20 protein-coding genes, 1 pseudogene and 1 riboswitch are annotated in these 21,878 nt (G+C 35.3%); of the genes and pseudogenes, 18 read left to right on the top strand and 3 right to left on the bottom strand.

The window, feature by feature from the left end:
* Positions 1 to 3 precede the first annotated feature (3 nt).
* Both BMW29_RS06760 and BMW29_RS06755 read left to right on the top strand, forming a co-directional pair.
* Entirely contained in the window at positions 4 to 1,776 is a 1,773-nt protein-coding gene (locus tag BMW29_RS06760; RefSeq protein ID WP_092651726.1) for a collagen binding domain-containing protein, read from the top strand.
* 124 nt (positions 1,777 to 1,900) lie between these two features.
* A complete protein-coding gene (locus tag BMW29_RS06755; RefSeq protein ID WP_092651724.1) occupies positions 1,901 to 2,617 on the top strand; it encodes a B3/B4 domain-containing protein in 717 nt (238 codons plus the stop codon).
* Between the two features lie 65 nt (positions 2,618 to 2,682).
* Here BMW29_RS06755 and BMW29_RS06750 read toward each other — a convergent pair whose 3' ends face one another.
* Together BMW29_RS06750 and BMW29_RS06745 are read right to left on the bottom strand one after the other, a co-directional pair.
* Positions 2,683 to 3,456 carry a hypothetical protein gene (locus BMW29_RS06750; protein ID WP_092651722.1) on the bottom strand — a complete coding sequence of 258 codons (774 nt, stop codon included), beginning with the start codon at positions 3,454 to 3,456 and terminating at the stop codon, positions 2,683 to 2,685.
* A gap of 72 nt (positions 3,457 to 3,528) precedes the next feature.
* Entirely contained in the window at positions 3,529 to 3,990 is a 462-nt protein-coding gene (locus BMW29_RS06745; protein WP_092651720.1) for a PASTA domain-containing protein, read from the bottom strand.
* A gap of 510 nt (positions 3,991 to 4,500) precedes the next feature.
* On the opposite strand from BMW29_RS06745, the gene BMW29_RS06740 reads away from it, so the two are divergent.
* The 3 genes from BMW29_RS06740 to BMW29_RS06730 all read left to right on the top strand — a co-directional run bounded on the left by BMW29_RS06740 (position 4,501) and on the right by BMW29_RS06730 (position 6,965).
* Positions 4,501 to 5,712, top strand: a complete 1,212-nt coding sequence (locus tag BMW29_RS06740; protein ID WP_092651718.1) for a voltage-gated chloride channel family protein — start codon at positions 4,501 to 4,503, stop codon at positions 5,710 to 5,712.
* A 167-nt stretch (positions 5,713 to 5,879) separates the two neighbouring features.
* A complete protein-coding gene (locus BMW29_RS06735; RefSeq protein ID WP_092651716.1) occupies positions 5,880 to 6,311 on the top strand; it encodes a MarR family winged helix-turn-helix transcriptional regulator in 432 nt (143 codons plus the stop codon).
* A gap of 18 nt (positions 6,312 to 6,329) precedes the next feature.
* Positions 6,330 to 6,965, top strand: coding sequence for a nitroreductase family protein (locus BMW29_RS06730; RefSeq protein ID WP_092651714.1), 636 nt, complete (start codon positions 6,330 to 6,332; stop codon positions 6,963 to 6,965).
* A gap of 122 nt (positions 6,966 to 7,087) precedes the next feature.
* Here the strand turns inward: BMW29_RS06730 and BMW29_RS06725 are convergent, their stop codons facing one another.
* Positions 7,088 to 7,702 (bottom strand): YczE/YyaS/YitT family protein, encoded by a 615-nt coding sequence (locus BMW29_RS06725; protein WP_092651712.1) that lies wholly within the window; start codon positions 7,700 to 7,702, stop codon positions 7,088 to 7,090.
* A 94-nt stretch (positions 7,703 to 7,796) separates the two neighbouring features.
* On the opposite strand from BMW29_RS06725, the gene yeiL reads away from it, so the two are divergent.
* The 13 genes and pseudogenes from yeiL to BMW29_RS06660 all read left to right on the top strand — a co-directional run.
* On the top strand, positions 7,797 to 8,459 hold the full coding sequence (yeiL, locus tag BMW29_RS06720; protein WP_092651710.1) for a transcriptional regulator YeiL: 663 nt from the start codon (positions 7,797 to 7,799) through the stop codon (positions 8,457 to 8,459).
* A gap of 350 nt (positions 8,460 to 8,809) precedes the next feature.
* Entirely contained in the window at positions 8,810 to 9,835 is a 1,026-nt protein-coding gene (gene add, locus BMW29_RS06715) for an adenosine deaminase (RefSeq protein WP_425431591.1), read from the top strand.
* Between the two features lie 565 nt (positions 9,836 to 10,400).
* The gene (locus tag BMW29_RS06710; protein ID WP_092651708.1) at positions 10,401 to 11,252 is read left to right on the top strand and encodes a YitT family protein; all 852 of its coding nucleotides are present in this window, start codon (positions 10,401 to 10,403) and stop codon (positions 11,250 to 11,252) included.
* Between the two features lie 62 nt (positions 11,253 to 11,314).
* Positions 11,315 to 11,665 carry a hypothetical protein gene (locus BMW29_RS06705; RefSeq protein WP_092651706.1) on the top strand — a complete coding sequence of 117 codons (351 nt, stop codon included), beginning with the start codon at positions 11,315 to 11,317 and terminating at the stop codon, positions 11,663 to 11,665.
* Between the two features lie 150 nt (positions 11,666 to 11,815).
* Positions 11,816 to 13,318: a PTS fructose transporter subunit IIC gene (locus tag BMW29_RS06700; protein ID WP_092651704.1), complete on the top strand. Its 1,503-nt coding sequence runs from the start codon at positions 11,816 to 11,818 to the stop codon at positions 13,316 to 13,318.
* Complete coding sequence (locus BMW29_RS06695) at positions 13,311 to 13,763, top strand: PTS sugar transporter subunit IIA (protein WP_092651702.1); 453 nt, start codon at positions 13,311 to 13,313, stop codon at positions 13,761 to 13,763. Before BMW29_RS06700 ends, BMW29_RS06695 begins: the two co-directional genes overlap by 8 nt.
* 66 nt (positions 13,764 to 13,829) lie before the next feature.
* Complete coding sequence (locus tag BMW29_RS06690; RefSeq protein ID WP_092651919.1) at positions 13,830 to 16,460, top strand: glycoside hydrolase family 38 N-terminal domain-containing protein; 2,631 nt, start codon at positions 13,830 to 13,832, stop codon at positions 16,458 to 16,460.
* 80 nt (positions 16,461 to 16,540) lie between these two features.
* Positions 16,541 to 17,323 carry a MurR/RpiR family transcriptional regulator gene (locus BMW29_RS06685; RefSeq protein ID WP_092651700.1) on the top strand — a complete coding sequence of 261 codons (783 nt, stop codon included), beginning with the start codon at positions 16,541 to 16,543 and terminating at the stop codon, positions 17,321 to 17,323.
* A gap of 11 nt (positions 17,324 to 17,334) precedes the next feature.
* Positions 17,335 to 18,729: a glycoside hydrolase family 1 protein gene (locus tag BMW29_RS06680; RefSeq protein WP_177165702.1), complete on the top strand. Its 1,395-nt coding sequence runs from the start codon at positions 17,335 to 17,337 to the stop codon at positions 18,727 to 18,729.
* Positions 18,730 to 18,741: 12 nt separating this feature from the next.
* Positions 18,742 to 19,617, top strand: a complete 876-nt coding sequence (locus BMW29_RS06675) for an ROK family protein (protein WP_092651696.1) — start codon at positions 18,742 to 18,744, stop codon at positions 19,615 to 19,617.
* A gap of 59 nt (positions 19,618 to 19,676) precedes the next feature.
* Positions 19,677 to 19,775: riboswitch (THF riboswitch) on the top strand.
* Positions 19,776 to 19,838: 63 nt separating this feature from the next.
* Complete coding sequence (locus tag BMW29_RS06670; RefSeq protein ID WP_092651694.1) at positions 19,839 to 20,363, top strand: folate family ECF transporter S component; 525 nt, start codon at positions 19,839 to 19,841, stop codon at positions 20,361 to 20,363.
* 358 nt (positions 20,364 to 20,721) lie between these two features.
* Positions 20,722 to 21,150: a hypothetical protein gene (locus tag BMW29_RS06665; RefSeq protein ID WP_092651692.1), complete on the top strand. Its 429-nt coding sequence runs from the start codon at positions 20,722 to 20,724 to the stop codon at positions 21,148 to 21,150.
* A 373-nt stretch (positions 21,151 to 21,523) separates the two neighbouring features.
* A pseudogene (locus BMW29_RS06660) lies at positions 21,524 to 21,878 on the top strand (hypothetical protein); the annotation flags it as partial.

Genomic DNA, 21,878 nt, shown 5'->3' with positions numbered 1-21,878 from the left:
TAAATGGGGAAGTTTTTTAAAACGGGGATTTATGCAGTAGTTATGGGGATCTTTTTTTTAGTCACAGCTGAGATTGTGCAAGCGCAGGAATTAACAGGTTCAACAATTGTTGATGAGATTAATCTAGAAAAATCTGATTTTGTAAGTGAAGAAGTAACCTCTATTCAAGTGAAGTTTAGCGAAAAACAGCAACAACAAATCAAAGCTGGGGATACGATTACCTTAAGCTTACCAAAAGAGTTAGAAGGGTTAACTGAAAAGAATGGTTTACCGCGTAAGATTGACTTAAATGGATTAGGCGAGGTCCTTATTTATAAAAATGTAGCGATTTGTACCTTTAATGATAAAGTAAATAATTTAGATCATATTAAAGGTGAATTTAAGCTGAGTGTTAGAGTAGCCAATATTGGAGAGAATGAAATAAAGCATATTCAAACAAATTTTGGTGTTAATATTGCAAATAAAGACATAACCATTAGTGGACCTGTTGGAAATCGTGAAACTGGCAAGCTGCCTTTCTTTTATAAAACAGGAGATATGCTAGGGGATTCTGACAATGTTCGTTGGTTTTTAAATGCCAATTTAAATAAAGAAGATTTATCTGCTGACATTGTGTTACATGATAAAGTAGGTGTGGGGCAGACAGTCAATCAAGATAGCTTTTCTTTTCAAATTGATGATTACTTGGGGCAAAAATCTTTAACTTTGAAGCAATTTATTGATCAAGGCTTTGGTTCAGTAGAATTTATCAGCGATAAGGAATTTAGAATTGTTCTCAAAAGGCAGAAAGCCCGGTTGGCATCATTCTCAATCTTATATACAACTAAAATAGCTGAAAATGGGAATAACCAAGAATTTTTTGATAATAGTTGTGAAGTAGACTACCGGATTATTTATCAAAGAACACAAATTGAAACAGATGAACACCGAGTGAAAAATATTTTTACATCTGGCTCAGCAAATGGTGATTTGTTGCATCATGGTAAAGAAGAAGTTCTAGTGGATGAATCAGAGACAACAGAAGTATTGCCACCTATTTCATCAGAAGTAGTCCTACCTGAAGAGGTACCAGTAGAAACAGAAGAAGCAGTGGTAGCGGAAAAGCCAGAAGTGATTGTCACTGAAAGCGAAGAAGCAATTATTGATGATTCAACAGAGATAGAAAAGCTACCACCTATTTTACCAGAAGTAGTCGTTCCTGAAGAAGTATCAACAGAAACAGAAGAAGCGGTAGTAGAAGAAAAGCCAGAAGTAATTGTCACTGAGGGTGAAGAAGCAATCATTGATGACTCACCAGAGATAGAAGAGTTACCGCCTGTTATACCAGAAGTAGTTGTTCCTGAAGAGGTAGCAACAGCAACAGAAACAGAAGAAGTAGTGGTAGAAGAAAAGCCGGAAGTACGCGTAGCTGAGAACGAAGAAGAAATGATAGACGGTTCAACTGAGATAGAAGAATTGCTGCCTGTTACACCTGAAATAGTTGAGGGTAAAGAGGTACCGGAAGAAAGAGCCGTTGCAGATACAAAGGAAATTTCTCAAGTACAAATAAATGAAGAAGAAAAAGGAATCAATGAATCAAAAGGAATTAATGAATCAAAAGAAGAAAAAGAACTGCCTCAAGTTACAACAAAAAAAGAAGTTGCAGTACAAAAAACATTGCCTCAAACAGGTTCAAAAAATGAAACAATGCTTTATTTTTATCTAGTTGGATTTTTCCTGATAGGATTGTCAGCAAAGCTTTTTAAAGTTAACAATACGAGTGATGAAACAAAATAGTTTAAAGAAAAAAGAGTGGTTTTTTTGCCATTCTTTTTTTATTAAGCTTCAAAATGTTATAATGGGTTTAGAAGAAATATGTTGAATTAGGAAATAAAGAGCAAATGAATAGGAGTGAACAACAATGAAACAAATCATGATCGATTCAGCATTTTGGGAGTTATTCCCTGAAGCACAAATTAGTGTCTTAGTGATTAAAGGGCTAGATAATCATGTTGAGGAATCAAAGGATAGTTATTTTGAAAAATTATTAAAGGATGGCAAGCAAGAAGCTAAGAAGTTTTTAACAGAAGAAACATTTAGCCAAAATCAAGTGATTGAAGAATGGCGTCAAGCTTTTAGTCAGTTTAAAACCAAAAAAGGAGCACGCTCTTCCATTGAAGCTTTGCTAAAAAGAGTGAGCCAGGATCGAGATTTTTATCCGATTAACCCATTAGTCGATATTTATAACAGTATTTCTATGAAATATGCACTACCTTGTGGGGGAGAGAATATTGAGGTCCTTAGTGGGGATTTACATTTAGGAAAAGCCAAAGGTGGCGAATCATTTTTCCCACTAGGAGCTGAAGCAGATGCACCTGCACTGGCTGAAGAAATTATTTATTATGATAATGATGGGGCTGTTTGTCGCTCTTTAAACTGGCGTGAAGCACAAAGGACGATGCTAACGGAAGAGACCAAAAATGCTGTTTTAGTAATTGAAGCGATTAATCCGGAGCAAGCAAAACGAGCAAGTGAAGCCATCAATGAGCTGAAGCAGCTTGTTGATTCATATTTTAAAGTGGAAAGTGTGCCAGCAACTTTAACCAGTGAACATCCTGTTTGTCCTTTATCAGTATAAAAAGATGCATGGATAGGAAAAATCTATCCATGCATCTTTTTTATTGGCTAAATATAGAGTGACGATTAATTTGTTGGTGTTGGTAATTCTCCAATTTTCAATAGAAGTGTCGTATGTTTAGTGTTGATATCTGTTAACATTTGAAGTGTTTGATCATTTGACATTGCTTCAGTGTTTAATTTACCAAATTCCTCAAGCAATTTATTATACTCCTGTAAAAATTCAATAGATGTAGTTGTTTTATAAGTCGTTGGATTATCAATATATCCTTGGACTTTTTCAATCATCTTATCATATTGAGCATTAATATTTTTAAGTTGTGTTGCTACATCAGAAGGATCTGTCTCTGCATTAGAATCAGAGGCTTTATCTTTGGTAGCATCTGCAGTACTTTTACTTGAATCACTTTGTCCATTCTCTGATGAGCGAAGAGGAACAATAATTGTTGTTCCTGGTTTGGCATAGTAACCTTGGAACATATCACCAATTTCTCCAAATTCAACAATGCCATCTACAGAAGTATTAGGGTAACCACATAAACCTAATTCAACATATTCAGAAGTGGATTCAACAAATTCCACTTTTAAATCTACTTGTTCAAACATCGCCGCTACATGTTCTTTAGAATAGCCTGATGTTTCTGGTATTTTTACCAGACCACCAATTTTTTCTTCTTTATTTGCTTCATAGGCATCCAGTCTTTCTTGATAGGTAGGTTCTTTATTTTCTTTTTCCTCTACTGATGATTCTTCCTTATCTGCTGCTTTCTCTTTATTTCCACAAGCTCCTAATACAAAGAGTAGGGTCAGTACAAAAAGACTTTTAATCAACTTTTTCATTTTTTCCTCTTTTCCATCAATCCTTTTGATAGGATTTCATATGTATCATGTATTTTGAAAATGTATCTTAATTTAATAGGGATCATTCAGGTTTTCTAATGAGACTGCTAAAATAATTGTTGAACCAGGTTCTGCGTAATAGCCATAATATTCGCTATTATAGCCTTCAAGATCATATTTTAGCACACCAGGTGAAACATATTCTGCATAACAGCCACCAATTTGTACACTTTTAGTTTTACCAGGAACAAACTTGACGTTTAAGTCAACGGTTTTATAGAGCGCCTCTGCCTCACTTTTGGATTTCCCAAAAGTATCAGGAAGTTTCACTTTTTTACCAATCAGCTTTTCTCGATAGTTTTCAAAGTCTTCTTGATCCTTGTCGGCTTGTTTTTGAGCTGCTTTTTCATCCTCTTTTTTTTGTTGCGCAATCTTATCTTCTTTTGCTTTCTCTTTTTCCTTTTCACTTGGTCCACAACCAGTTAATGTAATGACCAACAACAAGGTCAAAATGAAACCACTAATTTTTTTCATTCACTTTCTCCTCTTCCTGAATATGTTGTCTGCTTTTTTATTAAAGCAACAATTATATAGTATCTTATCCCGTTTCATCATTCAATAGAATTCAAAGAATAGAGTGGAATTGTCATAAATTAGACACGATTGAAGCCATTCCTCTAGAAGGGGGGACTAGCCAGATTAATATGAATAGATAGTATTTATTCTGCGGAATAGCACTGTTTTAAACAAAAAAATTGAGTCTTTATGATTTCTTCAAAATGACTGTTTATGCTGAGGGTAGTAAAAGAAAAGGAACACTTAATAAAAAATCATGAAAGGGGTCATTATTTTATTTTTAACAGGAGGGAGTGTATGATTTAAGAAAACTCAGAAATAACTAAGGTTAGACGAGTGCTCATAAGCGTCCCTTTAAGCGCTAAAAAGAATTCATCATAGTTATTTAAACTAAAGAAGAGTCAGGCTTGTGGATAGTAGCTATTTTTGATAGGATATAAGCAAATGAAGTGAAAGTAGTGAAGCAATGTGGGGAAAGCACTAAAAGGAACAGGACTGTTGATTTATGGCATCCTATTAAGCAGTATCGTGGCGGGGATATCGGTTTTATTTTTATTTTTGGAAAGAATTTTTTCAGAGTTTATTTGGGAAGAATTACCAGCTTATTTAAACTGGGGTAATCTCTATCTCTTACTGATTTGCTTAATTGGTGGACTATTAGTTGGATTTGGTCATAAAAAATGGGGGGCTTTACCACGTTCTGCTCATGATGCCATGTCTGAATTAAAGCAAACAAAGACGTTGGATTATCATGTTGTATTGAGAAGTTTAGTGATGGCCTTGCTGATTTTATCTTTTGGTGCTGGTGTTGGACCAGAAGCTGCCCTTTTAGGCTCAGTCATTGCACTATCTGTTTGGCAGGCGGATAAAATGCGTTATTATTATTTCCATTATCAAGAATTAAAGCAAGTGTCCATACTAGCGAGAGTGAAGCGATTAAGTCATCCCATTCAGTATTTGCTAACCTATGATGAAGAGCGTGCTTTTCTGGCTGGAGGACAAAAGAAAAAGAAAGTGCTATATGGTGTGTTTATTATCAATGGACTTGTTACGTTTACAATTTTAATGAAAATGTCTGGTCAACCTTCTTTTGTTAGTAAAATGGGGACATCTAATTGGGGCTTCAATGAATTATTGTTGATTTTTCCTTTTATAGGATTTGGTGTGCTATATGGTTTAGGCTATCATTTACTCAAAAAAGGGATGAAAAAAATCTTTTCCTTTGGTAAACATAGACCGATTCAAATGGCTTTAATTGGTTCAGCGGCTATTTTTTTAATTGCTGTCTATTTACCTAATTTATTGTTTTCAGGTCAGCTTTCATTATCACTAGTTCCTTATGTTGGTATGAAGGAATCGGTTATTTTATTGAGTATTGTGGCCTTGATTAAGCTCATTTATCTACAAGTCTGTTTAAATACTGGCTGGACAGGGGGAGATATTTTCCCAGTAGTCTTTGCCTCTATTATTCAAGGATTTGCAATGGCACAACTATTTCCGCAATATGATACCTTATTAATTGTGGCGATTGTTAGTACGAGTATGTCAATTGTGATCTTAAAATCACCAATTGTGGTGGGGATATTTATTGCTTTATTTTTCCCTTTGAATTTACTGCCAATTATTCTATTTATTACCTGTTTATTTCTTGTTTATCAAAAAGTGAAAACAGCAAAATAAGGTCAATTTTTATTTGAATAGCTACTAAAGCAACTACTATGACATTTTTGATAGTGGTTGTTTTTACTTTTTCATCATCAAGCACTATTCTTGTAATTTATGATTCTTCATTGTATAGTTGATAAGTCAATTGTTGATGCGTCATGTATAGGAGGGAGGCATTCCTGTTGCCATTAAGAGAAATCAGTCAATTATTATATCAGATGAAATTAATCGATCAAAAAGTAGGGAAAATTTTTGAAGAAAAAATGGGATTCAGTCTTACTCGCTATGAGATGTTAATGGTTTTAAAAGAAAAAGGACCTTGTTTACAAGTAACGATTCAAGAGCATTTGCAGATAGATCAAGCAGCCATTACAAGACATTTAAAAATTTTAGAAAAAAATGGCTATGTAACAAGGGAGCGTAATCCTGCAAATAATCGTGAAATATTTGTGGCGTTAAAGGAAAAAGCAACAGCAGAAATGGCAAAGTGTGAAACCGTGCACACCGGCTTACAAGAAAGGCTATATGCTTCATTTAGCAAAGATGAAGTACAAGAATTAGCCAGATTAGTTGGAAAGTTTGAAACAAGTATAAATGAAATAATACCTAAATAAATGAAAGAGGTTTTGAGCATGACAAGAGAAGTAAAGAATGATTTTTCAGAGATTGTATTTGGTAGAAAGTCGATTAGAAGCTATGATCGTACGTATAAAATTTCACAAGAAGAAATGTTAGAGATGCTTAATAAAGCTACAACGGCACCTTCTTCTGTTAATATGCAGCCTTGGCGGTTTGTAGTAGTAGATTCTGAAGCAGGAAAAGAAAAATTGCGTCCATTGATTCGTTTTAATACTACTCAAAATGAGACATCATCAGCAATGATTTTAATTTTTGGCGATATGCAGTGTTATGAGCATGGCGAAGAGATTTATCAACAGGCTTATGAGGCTGGGAAAATGCCAAAGGAGGTAAAGGAACAGCAATTATCGGCGATTATTCCGCTTTATCAAAATTTATCTAAAGAAGCGATGAATGATGTGGTCAAAATTGATGCGAGTTTAGCAGCGATGCAGTTGATGTTGGTGGCAAGAGCTCATGGCTATGATACAAATCCGATTGGTGGGTTTGAAGCAGATCAGTTGGCCTCAGCTTTTGATTTAGATTCAGAACGTTATGTGCCTGTTATGATTTTATCAATAGGGAAAGCTGTGGAGTCAGGTTATGAATCTGTTCGATTACCAGCAGAAAAACTGACGACATTTAAATAAAAAAATGGCGGTATCGTAATAAATTTGTAGCTGTGAAGTACTTTTATGTTCTTTATTTGTGGTTAATAAACAGTAGCCCAATCAATTTTCAATAGTGAGGATTGATTGGGTTAGTTTATGCCTTATGATAAAGCCTGTAAGTTTAAGTTTTTTGACCAGGAAATCACGCCAGATAATAGAAATAAACTGAGTAAAGTTCCTTCTCTAACGAGAATAGGCAAATGGCATACAAAAGAGAGTATTAAAGAAGTCGTTACAAATAAAAGATCAAGACCGTAGCGATACCAAGCAAATGAATGCCTAGTTTTTGTAGCTAATAGCTCACAAAATTTTTCAATAGGGAATTTAAGTACACCAATCGCTAAAACCCGCCCTGTTCCAAAACCAGCAATGCCTGTTCCTAAAATAAAGAGCCCAACGTTTAGAAAATAAGCATCAATGGTAATAGGAGAAAGAATATCATATAAGAAAAAATTAATGACAAGCCCAAAACAAATGAGCGCGCTAAAGATGAGCAGATAATCTTTTAAAATATTCTTTTTAGAAAGTAGGAAACAGAACAAAAGAAAAGCTAGGTTGGTAATTGTTGTAATTGTTCCAACTTTGATAGGAAGGACCTCGGCTATTGCGACATTCATAGAATTAAAGCTACTCACACCAATACTTGCTTTGATTGTTAAACTAATGCCAAAAGCACTTAATACATAGAATATAAATGTTTTAATCAATTTTTTCATTATAAACAGCTCCTTTAAGCTTACCAATATGCTTAGTATAAACGAGAAGTATGTTATGATAATAGGAGATATCTCCTATTAATGAGGTGGAAAAATGAAACAAAGTAGGTTTCAAGTTTATCAAGGCTTGAGCACAACTGATTTGGAAAGGATGAATGCTTATTTTCCAACAAATCTGTTAAGTATGGCTGAAATCAAGGAATATAAAAACAATGAATATATTACACAAGCAACAAAATCTTTAGAGCAGCTCTTCTTCATCATAAAGGGGAAAGCTAAAATTTATGTGACTCATGAGAATGGCAAAAAAATCTTGCTTCAGTTCTTAACTACAGGAGATCTCATTGGTGAGTTAACTGTGGTTGGGGCGGAAAGTACACCTAAAGATGTTGTAGCAATCGGCAATACGATTTGTTTAGCGGTACCAATGAAGATCGCTCAAAAAGAAGAAGGAATTTTTTTGAAGAAAATCGCGCGATACATCGGTGAAAAACTTCTTTTTCGGGCAGAGCATTTCTCTAGAAATCAATCCTATGAGCTAAAATATCGCTTAGCAGAGATTATTTTACAGGTGGAAATAGATGGCATTTATCACGAAAAACATATTGAAATGGCAGAATATTTAGGGGTTAGTTACAGACATTATACACATACTTTGAAAAAACTAACGGAAGAAGGCTATTTAAGAAAGCAACATCGAGAATATTTCGTTAATCGTCCTCAATTAAAAAAACTTGTCAGTTGTCATGCTTCTTAGGATTTGTCATGCTTCTTAGGATTTTTAATCCTTAGAAACATGATACAGATTGAACACAGTTCAACTCTGAACCTTCCCCAAATTAGAAACAAGATGTAAACTTTTGAAAGACCATGACCGAACAAGCCAGCTTTTGAGAAAGTAGTCATGGTATATCTAATTAAATCACACCCTTTAAAAACGAACGTTTTTCCGTGAAAATAAAAAATAATAGGTTTTTTCTTTTTAAAACACGAATGTTACTCTGTTTATATTCTAAATCGTATTGACTTAATTGCCTATTTATGACATTATAAAGAAGAGAAAGAATAGATTCATTTCATAACTTAAACGAGGAGCGTGTCCAAAGTATGTTGCCAACAAATGTTACCAAAGAATTTGTCAGAGGGATTCCAAAAGCAGAGCTTCATCTTCATCTAGAAGGGACCTTAGAGCCTGAATTAAAGCTAGCATTAGCTGAGAAAAACAAGATTGATATTGGTCAAACGACAATTGAAGAAGTGCGTAAAAGTTATCAATTTGATTCCTTACCTTCTTTTTTAAATGTTTATTATCCAGCAATGAATGTTTTGCAAGATGAGGAGGATTTTTATCAATTAGCGATGGCTTATTTTGAAAAGGTTCAAGCACATAACGTTCGTTATGCAGAACTATTTTTTGATCCTCAAGCACATACAACAAGAGGGGTTCCTTTTGAAACGGTGATTAATGGCTATTATCGCGCTATTCAAGAAAGTGAAAAATTTGGTGTTCAGTCAGCTTTAATCATGTGTTTCTTAAGAGATATGTCAGCTGAATCAGCCGAAGAAACCTTTGAGCAAGCACTGCCTTATCAAGATAAAATTTTAGGAATTGGTTTGGATTCTGATGAAAAAGGCAATCCACCGTCAAAATTTGCTGCTGTCTTTAAAAAAGCGAAAGCGGCTGGTTTTAAGATTACGATGCATTGTGATATTGACCAAGAAAATTCCATTGAGCATATTAGACAAGTGATAGAAGATATTCAAGTTGATCGTATTGATCATGGCACAAATATTGTAGAAAGTCCTGCATTAACACAATACGCAAAAGAGCATGGCATTGGCTTAACTTCTTGTCCCGTTTCAAATGGTTTTGTTGTGGATGATATGAAAGGCAAAGAAATTCTGCAATTGTTACATGAAGGCGTTAAAGTCACCGTGAACTCTGATGATCCAGCTTATTTCCAAAGTTATATTTCTGATGATTATTTTACATTAAGTGAAGCATATGGGCTAACACCAGAAGATATTGTGACACTGGCAAAAAATTCTTTTGAAATTGCTTGGATTCCAGCTGAACAAAAAGCTACTTATTTGAAAGCTGTAGATGACTTTGTAGCGGATTTTGTTGGTTAATTAGCCTGTTTAAATGAACTGATTTGATAGTGAAGGCTATCATTGATACTCATTTATCAATGCTTATCAGCAAGGAAATGATTGCTACTCTTCAAGAACAAACTAGCCAAGAGCTCTGGACAATATTAGCGGCACTTGATGTGTAGTATCATCCTTATTTTAAACAACTAGAGCTCACTGAGATTGCGGATGAAGAAATGTTGTATGATATTTGGCAAGAGGAAAAAAGGCAGGAAAGTCAATTAGAGCAATGGATGTAAGAAGAACAACATGAAAGCCTTACACAAGTTGATCCCTTTACTGAGGTAGATTTAATTTTTAGTAAGGAATGAGACAAGTTACTTAGTCAGTCATATAAGTAGCTTGTTTTTTTGTTGCCAGAAAAATATGGGTCATTATCTATCATTCAAAGGTGAAATATAGTAGAATAGTACTGTTGCTTTTTAGCGTGTTTGGATAGCTCTGATAGGAGCAAAAACATCTTGTAAATACATCGAACAATGTTTAAACCAATAAAAATGGAAATATGCGAATTTGACGTATATTTAAGATGGAGGCTAAATAAATGAGTAAAAAAGAACCTAAGAAAATCATGGAATATGCATATGTTGTGATCGGCGCCTTAATTATGGCTGTTTCATTTAATGTTTTTCTTTTACCTAATCATATTGCATCAGGAGGAATTAGTGGTTTAAGTACCGTTTTAAATGATGTTTTCGGTTGGACCCCAGCTATTATTCAATATACGATTAATTTGCCATTATTAGCAGTAGGATTTTTAGTATTAGGCTATCAATTTGGCATTAAAACGACATTAGGTACAATTGTTTTTCCAATGTTCGTATTTTTAACCCAAAGTTGGACACCTTGGACAATGAATCCATTAGTCGCTGCCCTATTTGGTGGCGGCTTGATTGGCACAGGACTAGGGATTGTTTTTAGAGGCAAAGGCTCTACTGGGGGCACTGCGATTATCGCACAAATTTTAAATAAGTATACAAATTTTTCAATTGGTGTTTGTGTTGCTTTCATTGATGGGATTATTGTGGTATCCTCCATGTTTGTCTTTGGGATTGAAGCCGGTTTGTATTCATTGATTGCGCTATTTATGACAAGTAAGGTCATTGATATGATTCAAGTGGGAATCAATGCCTCAAAAACCATTTTGATAATTTCTGATTATCCAGAAGAGATTCAACAAAAAGTCCTTCACGATGTGAATAAAGGAATGACAAGCTTACCTGCCCAAGGTGGTTATCAAAATGGAGATAAAAAATTACTCATGTGTGTTGTGCCAGATGATGATTTTACACAAGTTAAAGAAGCCATCCTTGATATAGATGAGCATGCTTTTGTTGTTGTTATGAATGCAACAGAAGTCATGGGTCGTGGCTTTACTGTCTTAAGAGATGTTTAATCTAACTAAAAATAAAACATGGGAATCTTCCTATGTTTTATTTTTATACAAGGAGTAGTGAAATGGAAAATCAAGGGTTAAATTTATTTGGAGAAAAATTCATGAAGGAAGTTAGAGATGCTTCCTTTAAAAAAATGCAGTGGTTAAAGGATGGTCAGGCTAAAGCACCAGCAGCCCTTTTATTACAAGAGCAATTAAAGCGATTTACTGATGAAGAACAAGCCTTTATTTTTAGGCTGATAAAAGAATCAGTAGATGAAACGATTTTTAACACCTTATTCTTTTTTGAAGAAAATCAAGAAGCAATAGAAATCTCGGTGGAAGGGCAATCTTTAGTCGAGCTTTCTGACGGTTTAGCAGGAGAGCTATTCAGTGAAGATGGTTGGATTGCTAAATATAGTGAAGTTGATTAAAAAAGTACACCTAGATGTGTACTTTTTTTGATAGTTTTTTCATGAAAAGCGTTTACAATGAAACTGCTTCAAGAATCGGCTGAAAGCATTTACATAGCTTCCTTCGCATCTTATGATAACAGTAGTTAAAGAAAAAGGAGATAAACGATTATGACAAAAAACATTGTAGCGGTTACGGCTTGTGCAGCGGGAATAGCGCATACGTATATGGCAGCTGAGTCCTTAGAAAGAGCGGGCAAAGCAAAAGATTACAATATCAAAGTAGAAACAAATGGCGCTATTGGCGCAGAAAATGTTTTAACACATGAAGATATTGAGCAAGCAGATTTAGTCATTATAGCAGCAGATATTAAAATTGATCTTATTCGTTTTACAGGGAAACCTGTATATGTAACAAAATCTATTCCAGCAATTGAAGATGCAGCAGGTTTAATTGAAAAGGCTTTTACAGAAGCACAAGTATTTGGTAAGAAAGGCAGTAAAGTTGGGAAAATTCAAATCGGAAATGATAAAGAAAAAGTTGGTTTCTTTACTCACATAATGAGTGGTATCTCATACATGGTGCCAATGGTTATTGCAGCAGGTTTGATTTTAACCATTGCAAACCTATATGCTTTTCAAAAAGATGATTTAGGTCGTATTGTGAACTGGGGCTTTGATACAAGTGATTCAATGGGACTATTAATGTCACGTCTCTTCGCAGTTGGACAAGTTGGTTTTAAATTAATGATTCCGTTATTTGCAGGTTTTGTTGCCAATTCAATTGCAGACAAACCAGCGATTGCACCCGCAATGATTGGTGCGTATATTGCCAATGATGCAGAGTTATTGGGTGCCAAAGCAGGTGGTGGATTTATCGCAGCAATTGCCGTAGCCTTCATTGTTGGTTATCTGGTAAAAGGCTTGAAGAAAATCAAATGGCCTAGAATTTTAGCACCAATTGTACCAATTATGATTATTCCTTTTATTGCGACATTAATCATTTCACTTTTAGTCTTCTACGTCATTGGACAACCGATTGCCGCCGGAATGGATGGTATGTACAACGGTTTAACTTGGCTAAATGACAATTACAGCAGCGCTCCAATTATTATTGGTGTGATTGTAGGTGGAATGATTGGCTTTGATTTAGGTGGTCCAGTTAATAAGACCGCATTAATTTTCGGAACAGCAATCTTTACAGATACACTTGCTAAGAATGGTATCCAAGGTGCAAACTTTGTTCCTCAAACTGCAACACAAGCAGCGATTTCAGTTGCCCCACTTGGTGTTTGGTTAGCAACTATTTTATTTAAAAAGAAATTCTCCAAAGACGAAAAAGTGGCAGCAACAGCAGCCTTTGGAATGGGTATGGTTGGTGTAACAGAAGGTGCGATTCCATTTGTAGCAGCTGATCCAGTTCGTATGATTATCGCGAGTGTTTCAGGTTCAGCAGTAGCAGGTGGTTTAGCGGCAGCAACAGGCTGTAAATTCTTTGGGGGAATTGGTTCGCCTCTAGGAACATTTATCGGATATATTGAACAGCCTGTCCCATTCATCACTTGGATTCTATGTGTTCTGTCAGGAGTGCTAGTAACAGCATTGATTATCGGTTTCACAAGAAAACCAATGATGTTGGCAATAGAAGAAGAGGTGGCAGTAGAAAATGAATAAAGAAATTTTTAACGAAGGACATATTGTGTTCGATAAAGAAGCAACCAGTAGGGAAGCAGCTTTTAGAAAAATTGCAGCAGCTGCTTTTGAAAAAGGCTTTGTTGCCTCAGCAGAAGATTATTATCAAGGATTAGTTGCCCGTGAACAAGAAGCTACAACTGGCTTTAAAGATGGGATTGCGATTCCTCATTGTAAAAATAAAACAGTGTTTAAACCGGGTGTTTTCCTGATGAAATTTGAGCAACCAATTGAATGGAATGCTTTAGATAAAAAACCAATTCATGCAGCTTTTGCTTTAACCATTCCAGAAGAAGGTGCAACTGATCATTTGAAATTGCTTAGCTTAATTGCAAGAAAATTAATTGATGATGATTTTAGAAATGGGATTTTAAATGAAACAGACCCAGCAAAACTAACAGAAATAATGAATCAAATTAGTTACTAAAAATGTGCCTCACTTCTTTTAAATGAAGAGGTGGGGCTTTTTAATTCAAGGAATATGGTGATGATAATGAAAAAAAACGTACATGTAATCCAGCATACACATTGGGATTTTGAATGGTATTTTACAAGTAATGAATCTTTAGTCCAATTAACGTATCATATGGACGAAGTTTTTGATGCCCTCGAAAGGGGGATACTAGATTATTATTTATTAGATGGCCAACTAAGCATCGTAGAGGATTATTTAGAAGTGGTTCCTGAGCACCGAGAACGCTTTGGAGCGCTTGTGAAAGCAGGGAAATTATTTATCGGACCATGGTATACACAAACAGATGAGCTGATTATTAGTGGAGAATCTATTATTCGCAACCTAGCAATTGGGATTGAAACAGCTGATGCTCTTGGTGGTGTCATGAGAATTGGTTACTTACCAGATTCTTTTGGACAAGGAAAAGATATGCCTAAAATATATAACGGAATGGATATTCAACGTACTGTATTTTGGCGTGGCGTTCCAAATGATAAAGCAACCCAACGTGAATTTATTTGGAAAAGCGAGGATGGTTCGAAAGTAACAGCTTTAAATATAAAAAATGGTTACTTTGTTGGTGGCGGTTTAATTTATTCTGATGATGCGACTGGTCTTTTGGAAACAGTAGAAAAAGATACAACTTTACCAGATATTGCATTGCCTGTTGGTGGCGATCAACGTTATGTCGATTATAATTTAAAAGAACGCATTGACTTTTATGAGAAAAAGTTAGCAGGTACAGGCCGTACGTTTGTTGAAAGTCATTACCCAGCTTTATTTGATGAAATAGAGAAGAGTGAAGTTGATTTACCCGTTGTAGAGGGGGAGTTTATTTCAAGCTCTGTTTCTAAAATTCATCGTTCTATTTACTCTTCAAGATATGATCATAAATATATGAACGATAAAATTGAACGCCGCATGATTTATCAAGTAGAACCATTAATGACGATGGCAGACCAACTAGGTATTTCTTATAAAAAAGCATTAGTCGATAAAGTCTGGAAATTATTACTAAGAAATCATGCACATGATAGTGCGGGTGGCTGTAATAGTGATAAAACCAATCGTATTATTAATAACCGCTTTGTAGAAGCAGATCAAATTTCTTACTCAATCATTGATTATTTAACACGAAAAATCAGTGAATCAAGAGAAGTTGTGGCACCAAATGACTTACTATTTTTTAACACTTTACCATACAAATGTAAAAAACAAGTTCAAGTCCAAGTTTCAACTAAACAAAAATCGTTCAAGTTATGGCTGGATGGAAAAGAAGTCCTTTACCAATTAAATACGCAAAAAGCGCAGTATAATGGCTCGATTAGACGTGATGAATCTACCTACAAAAAGGAAGATTACTACTATATTAGTGACTTAACGGTAGAATTAACACTACCAGCGTTAGACTATCTTCAGTTGGAGCTTGAAGAGATTGGAGCAACAGAAGCTTCAATCATTCCAGTTCAAAAAGCGAATAAAATTGAGAATGTATATTATGAACTTGAATTAAAACAAGGTCAGTGCAATTTGCTCAATAAAAAAACAGATGAAGCTTTAGTCAACTTTTTATGGGTGGAAGATAGTGGCGATGAAGGGGATACCTATGATTATTCTCCCGCACATCAAGATGACCATTATCAGCTAGATTTCTCTGAGGCAGAAGTTACCGTTCAAAAAGGTCCGCTCAAAGAAACAATGACCCTTCAAGGAACGTGGGCAATCGCAAAAGACTTAACTGCTCGTAGCCAAGAGCTAAGAAATCAAGAAATCCCATATACACTAACAATCACTTTAGCAAAAAATAGCAAGCAAGTGGCGTTGCATTTATTGATTGATAACCAAAGCGATGATCATCGGATGCGTTTAGTTGTTGAAACAGGGATTGCAGCGCAAACATCAATAGCTGATACACCTTTTGGTTTCGCAGAGCGCCCAGTAGTTGACCCGCATTTACATGAATGGGAGGCTCTAGGGTGGAGAGAAGAACCAACGGCAATTTTCCCTATGTTACATTGTGTGAATCTGCATCAAGCGGATAAAAGTGTGACTTTATTCAGTAAAGGAATAAAGGAATATCAAATTGTTGGGGATGATTTCAGCCAAATTGCATTGACTTTATTCAGAAGTGTCGGTTTCTTAGGCAGACCCGATTTAATTAGACGTCCAGGTATTGCTTCTGGCAATGAGTTTCAGTATGTACCCACACCAGATAGTCAATTACAGCAAACCTTACGTTTTAAAGTTGCTATTCAATTAGATAGCTTGTTTGAGCCTGCTCAAGTCATGAAAGACTTCCAGCAATACGCAATTTCTGTCCCATTTTATCAAATTCAAGAATTAAATCGTTTCACAACAACCTTAAAATATTTTGTATCTAATCCTCTTAGACAAGCCGTAACAGCGAATGAACTTTTAGATATCAGTGATTTGAATGCAGTTGTATTCAGTAGCTTTAATCGTAGTCGTAATGGAGAATGGTTGATCTTACGTCTTTATAATCCAGCTACGAATCCGGTTGAGGCTGGCGTTTTGAATTTTCCAAAGGAAGCGACAGTTGGATTTACAAATCTTGAAGAACACCTGCTGACAACACCTTCTATTCAATCAGCGTTTGCACTAGGTACATTCAAGCCAGGAGAAATTAAGACCATTGCATTTCGCTATTGATAATCACAAGAAATTCCCCTATGCTTAAATCAGAAATGAGAATAATGGAGTGAATCCTATTGAGAGACAATAATTTGTTTATGTTGATTGAATCAAAGCGTTTTAATTTTACCAGTGTTGAGCAAGTCATTGCTGACTATTTTCTAGGGAAGAATCCACCTTTAAGTATTGATGAATTATCAAAAAAAGTAGCAGTTTCTCCTGCTTCCATCACAAGATTTTCTAAAAAATTGAATTTAAATAACTATAAGGAATTAATTTTCCTTTATCAGCTTTCTTTTGCCCATTCAGAGCAGGAACGGCCAATTTCTACTAGTATTGCTGCTAGTTATCATGCACTAGCCACAACTAGTGATCAGCAGTATAAACCAGAGGTGATTACCAAATTTTGTCAGGCCATTCATGAGAAAAAGCTGATTCATTATTGGGGATTAGGTTTTAATTCTTATGCTGGAATGGACTTACAATTTAGATTCGCTAGATTGGGGAAATATATTCAAGTGATTAGTGATAATAATTCGATTGCGATGAGTGCTCATTTTATTGAAAAAGAAGACTTGGTAATTGTGGCCTCACAGCGTGGGGAAGATTGTCATTTGGAAGAAAGTATGCGCTTAGCTAAGGAAAAGGGCTGTGAAGTGTTGTTGATTACAGCCAACCGCAAGTCGCAATTGATTCCTCATAGTCACCATGTATTAGTGGCGCCCGAGCTTTCAGAAGAGGAAGCTTTAGGTCAAATTTCTCCGCAAATTCCAATGCTAATTCAACTAGATATGATATACTCACAATATGTTCAACTCTATGAAACAACCATTAGACAATGGGTAGAATCAGAACAAATTTTGACAGATAAACATAAGTGAAAGGGTGGGGAATGATGAAAAAAGTATTTCCAAAAGATTTTTTATGGGGAGCAGCAGCTTCAGCACCACAAACAGAAGGAGCAAGTACAATTGATGGGAAAGCCCCAACAATTTGGGACCATTGGTTTGAAACGGAGCCAGAACGTTTTTGGGGAGAAATAGGTCCTGCTGAGACTTCTCGTTTTTATGAGATGTACCCTGAAGAAATTGATAACATGAAAAAAATCAATATGAATTCTTATCGTACATCTATTTCATGGGCACGTTTATTGCCAGATGGAAAAACAGTAAATCCAAAAGCCAAAGACTTTTATAATCGCGTGATTGATAAGCAATTAGCAGAAGGTATTGAACCTTTGATGAATTTATTCCACTTTGATATGCCAATGCTCATGCAGGAAAAAGGTGGCTGGGAAAGCAGAGAAGTAGTAGAGGCTTATCAATTTTACGCTGAAACTTGCTTTGAACTTTTTGGAGATCGTGTCAAGAAATGGTTTACTTTCAATGAGCCAATTGTTGTTGTTGAATGCGGTTATTTGTATCAATTCCATTATCCATGTGTCGTAGATATGAAACGTGCAGTTCAAGTTGCTTTTAACACAGCATTGGCGAGTGCAAAAGCAATTAAAAGCTATCATGAAGCAAAACTTGATGGACAAATTGGGATTATTTTAAACTTAACCCCTTCTTATCCAAGAAGTGAAGATAAAGAGGATGTTGCTGCAGCAAACTTGGTAGATCTGCTATTCAACCGTAGCTTCTTAGATCCAGCAGTTAAAGGAACTTATCCTCAAGAGTTAATTGACTTTATTCAAGCCAAAGATTTAATGCCAACCTATGGAGAGTCAGACCTCACTTGTATTGCTGAAAATACAATTGATATTTTAGGGGTAAATTATTATCAACCAAGAAGAATTCAAAAGAGAGAAACACCAGTGGATCCAAATGAAGCCATTATGCCTGAGCATTTTTATGAAAACTATGAATGGCCAGAGCGTGTCATGAATCCTCATCGTGGCTGGGAAATTTATCCTAAAGGAATTTATGATATTGCAGTAAATATTAAAGAAAATTATGGTAATATCCCCTGGTATATTTCAGAAAACGGTATGGGTGTTGAAGGGGAAGAAAAATTCTTGAAAGATGGCATGATTCAAGATGATTATCGTATTGAATTTGTGGGCGATCATTTAAGTTATTTACACCAAGCTATTGAAGAGGGAGCCAACTGTTTTGGTTACCACATGTGGACTTTTGCAGATTGCTGGAGCTGGTTAAACACTTATAAAAATCGTTATGGTTATTACCAAGTAGATTTAGCAGACAAAGCAGCAAGACATGTGAAGAAAAGTGGTTTATGGATGAGCCAAGTAATGAAAGAAAACACATTAGAAACAAAAGATTAGGAGCTGTAGAGCATGGCAATTTTAGCAATTGATATTGGTGGTTCAGCCATCAAGCATGGTATTTGGCTACAAGAAGAATTGGTCGCTAAAGGACAATTTCCAGCACCAAAAAATTGGCCAGATTTACGTGAACAGTTGTTGGTATTAAAGAACACCTATCGAGATAGACACTCATTAGAGGGTGTTGCTATTAGTAGCCCAGGCGCAGTGAATAAAAAAACAGGTTGTATTGAAGGTGCGAGTGCTTTACCTTATTTGCATCATTTTCCGATTCATCAAGAGTTAACAGAAGTGTTAGCCTTACCGATTTCAATTGAAAATGATGCAAATTGCGCTGCTTTAGCAGAAGTCGCAAAGGGGGCTGCGAAAGACTGCCAAGATGTTTTATTTGTTGTTGTTGGCACAGGAATCGGTGGCTCAGTAATCGTGAATCGAAAAATTCAACATGGTAAACATTTATTTGGTGGAGAATTTGGCTATATGTTACTCAATGAAACGCAAAGTTTTAGTGAATTGGGCACAGCTGTGAATATGGCACGTAGACTAGCTAAAAGAAAAGGGTTAGCTGAGGATACATTGACTGGAAAGGAAGCTTTTAAGCTAGCAAATGAAGGCGATTTAGACGCTATCGAAGAGGTTGAAGCATTTTATTTTCACTTAGCGCAAGGTCTATATAATCTCCAATATGCTTTTGATCCTGAAAAAATTATTATTGGTGGAGGTGTTTCGGCCTATGAACCATTACTACCCAATATTAGACGCCACTTAAAAAAGATTTTAGAGCAGATGGAAATTGCCCCATTTATGCCTGAAATTGAAGTTTGTCATTTTAACAATGATGCGAATCTAATCGGTGCAATAGCTGATTTTGAAGCAACCTATCAATAAGCAATCTAACAACTTGAATAACCACTTAAAATCCTTTATAGTGTAAGAGTGAAATGAAAGACAGAGTAAGAAATAGCGCGTTAAGTGCCAACAGGATGGGATGTTGCCTGTGGACGAAAAATCTTTTGATTTGCGGTTCTATTTCTGCATTCGCTGCCATTTATAGAAGAGCTATTCTTCTCCTATTTGGTAAACTCTGAAAAAAGGAGAGTGGATAGGTTATGAAGAATAATCTAACGTTAGACGCAAGAAAAATTGCGATTCTTGGTTTATTAGTCGCTTTGCAAATTATCTTTACAAGATTTGCATCGATTACATTGCCATTTATTCGCATCGGTTTTGACTTTTTCCCAATTGCAGTAACTGGTATTTTATTTGGTTGGGTATTGGCTGGAATTGCTTCATTTGGAGCAGACTTGATTGGTATTTTTTTATTTCCATCAGGCGCAGCTTTTTTTCCAGGATTTTCGGTAACAGCTTTTTTAAAGGGAGCGATTTATGGCGCCTTTTTATATAAGCAACCCAAATCAATGACACGCATTATTACTGCAGTAGTAGTAGAGTCAGTCGTTACATTGGTACTAAACTCTATTTGGCTGTATATGATGATGGGGCCTGTCATGTTTGCAAGTTTACCTGCAAGGCTAGTTAATTTTGCAGTCATGATTCCTGTGAAAATCATAACTTTAACAGTCATGTTAAATAATCAAGAAGTCAATCGATTGATTGGTAAAATAGAAAAATAAAGTCGTAATGGATGTGGTCGAGATAAAACCTTTAAGTGTTATCTCGACTATTTTTTTGCTTTTAATTGGTTGAGATAGACTTAAAAGGAAGGTTATCTGATGATTGGGTTACGCTGTCTTATTTTGCTCAAAAGATTCTATATCATAAAAATAATGAAATTCATACAGAAATATAGTATCATGGAGACGTGTAACATGTTGGTGAGTTGGCGAAAAGTGGGAATAGACTGGAAATCTATCTTTTTTTCATTCATAACAATTAGAAATAAGATAATAGTTACATAGTATTAAAGTTGTAAGAATAAAGTTTAAAGTGGTCTTGAATGCGTTCTTACAAACATAAAAGGAGAAAAATATTTTGAAGAAAAAATTAGTATCATTACTTACTGTATTATCATTAGTAACCATTTTATTAGCCGCTTGTGGTGGCAAAGCAAAAGCTTTGAAAACTACAGATTTTGACAACGTAACAATGGGTATGAGCGTGAAAGATTTAGAAAAAGAACTAGGTAAACCATCAAAAGTAATCAAAGATGATAAGAAAATTGAAGAGCTATTAAATGAAGATACAACTAGCTTTGTTCAAGAAATGGCATCTGGCTCTAAAGCTGCTGAAAAATTCATCGGTGACCAAGATGAAGAAAAATTACAAGATATGTTTGGAGACTTAGATGGTGCTACTAAAGGTCAAGTGAGTCAATACAAATATAAAGATGAAGATGGTAAGGAACAAACAAGAAATATTTATATTGTTGAAGACAAAGTTATCATTATGTCATTTAACTAAGTCATCTATATGAATGGTGTTATATAACGCCATTCTGAATAGACCGATTTAAATACTGAAGAAGCACTCGAAAAGTTATCCTTTTGAGTGCTTTTTTATTTGTTGGCATAGAATGAATGGTCGTTTTTTTATTATGAATTAATAGCATGTTTGACGCTGGTATTAACCTATTATATAATGACGTTTGCAAGTAACAACTGTTAATTGCAACAGCGAATGCCTATGCTTTTAATATGTATAATATTGCTTTAGGGTGTTGATTTGATAACATTCTAAAGCTTTTTCTTTTCTTGTTCTAAAAATTGTAAAAAACAGTTGTTTTTTACAAAAAAGAGCCACTGAGTTTAGTGTTAAAGAGGAGAGGGAAAAGCTGATGAAAAAATTAAAGAAGAAACGTTCACTGGTTGGTGTACTGCTATTACTTATCTGTGGAACCTATTTACTAAGACAAGAAGGTCTAGAGCGTTCAGTATCGGCTTCAGCAGTTGTGACAGCAGGAGATTTTAGATTAAATGTCAACAACAAATGGGATGCTGTAGAGAAAAAGAGCTATGCCAGTTTAAAATGGGATGCTGTACCAGATCTAAGTCTAGGTGGCTACCAACTCTATCAATCTGAGGATGGTGTAACATGGAATGCACGCTCTTTAAAATATGGAAAAGCGATTAAAGTCTTAAATATTTACCCAGATTGGCCAGCCTCTAATACGCTAGCAAGTTGGATGAATG

It is taken from the genome of Isobaculum melis (assembly GCF_900111355.1).
GTDB classification, from domain to species: domain Bacteria; phylum Bacillota; class Bacilli; order Lactobacillales; family Carnobacteriaceae; genus Isobaculum; species Isobaculum melis.
Note: the sequence above shows the minus strand (reverse complement) of the source record. Positions and strands in the feature narration are given on the sequence as shown.

What these genes read in the sequence shown, in the direction of transcription:
- BMW29_RS06760 (WP_092651726.1), top strand. Translation starts at nt 4, where the DNA reads ATGGGGAAGTTTTTTAAAACGGGGATTTATGCAGTAGTTATGGGGATC.
- BMW29_RS06755 (WP_092651724.1), top strand. Translation starts at nt 1,901, where the DNA reads ATGAAACAAATCATGATCGATTCAGCATTTTGGGAGTTATTCCCTGAA.
- BMW29_RS06750 (WP_092651722.1), bottom strand. Translation starts at nt 3,456, where the DNA reads ATGAAAAAGTTGATTAAAAGTCTTTTTGTACTGACCCTACTCTTTGTA.
- BMW29_RS06745 (WP_092651720.1), bottom strand. Translation starts at nt 3,990, where the DNA reads ATGAAAAAAATTAGTGGTTTCATTTTGACCTTGTTGTTGGTCATTACA.
- BMW29_RS06730 (WP_092651714.1), top strand. Translation starts at nt 6,330, where the DNA reads ATGACAAGAGAAGTAAAGAATGATTTTTCAGAGATTGTATTTGGTAGA.
- BMW29_RS06725 (WP_092651712.1), bottom strand. Translation starts at nt 7,702, where the DNA reads ATGAAAAAATTGATTAAAACATTTATATTCTATGTATTAAGTGCTTTT.
- yeiL (WP_092651710.1), top strand. Translation starts at nt 7,797, where the DNA reads ATGAAACAAAGTAGGTTTCAAGTTTATCAAGGCTTGAGCACAACTGAT.
- add (WP_425431591.1), top strand. Translation starts at nt 8,810, where the DNA reads ATGTTGCCAACAAATGTTACCAAAGAATTTGTCAGAGGGATTCCAAAA.
- BMW29_RS06710 (WP_092651708.1), top strand. Translation starts at nt 10,401, where the DNA reads ATGAGTAAAAAAGAACCTAAGAAAATCATGGAATATGCATATGTTGTG.
- BMW29_RS06705 (WP_092651706.1), top strand. Translation starts at nt 11,315, where the DNA reads ATGGAAAATCAAGGGTTAAATTTATTTGGAGAAAAATTCATGAAGGAA.
- BMW29_RS06700 (WP_092651704.1), top strand. Translation starts at nt 11,816, where the DNA reads ATGACAAAAAACATTGTAGCGGTTACGGCTTGTGCAGCGGGAATAGCG.
- BMW29_RS06695 (WP_092651702.1), top strand. Translation starts at nt 13,311, where the DNA reads ATGAATAAAGAAATTTTTAACGAAGGACATATTGTGTTCGATAAAGAA.
- BMW29_RS06690 (WP_092651919.1), top strand. Translation starts at nt 13,830, where the DNA reads ATGAAAAAAAACGTACATGTAATCCAGCATACACATTGGGATTTTGAA.
- BMW29_RS06685 (WP_092651700.1), top strand. Translation starts at nt 16,541, where the DNA reads ATGTTGATTGAATCAAAGCGTTTTAATTTTACCAGTGTTGAGCAAGTC.
- BMW29_RS06680 (WP_177165702.1), top strand. Translation starts at nt 17,335, where the DNA reads ATGATGAAAAAAGTATTTCCAAAAGATTTTTTATGGGGAGCAGCAGCT.
- BMW29_RS06675 (WP_092651696.1), top strand. Translation starts at nt 18,742, where the DNA reads ATGGCAATTTTAGCAATTGATATTGGTGGTTCAGCCATCAAGCATGGT.
- BMW29_RS06670 (WP_092651694.1), top strand. Translation starts at nt 19,839, where the DNA reads ATGAAGAATAATCTAACGTTAGACGCAAGAAAAATTGCGATTCTTGGT.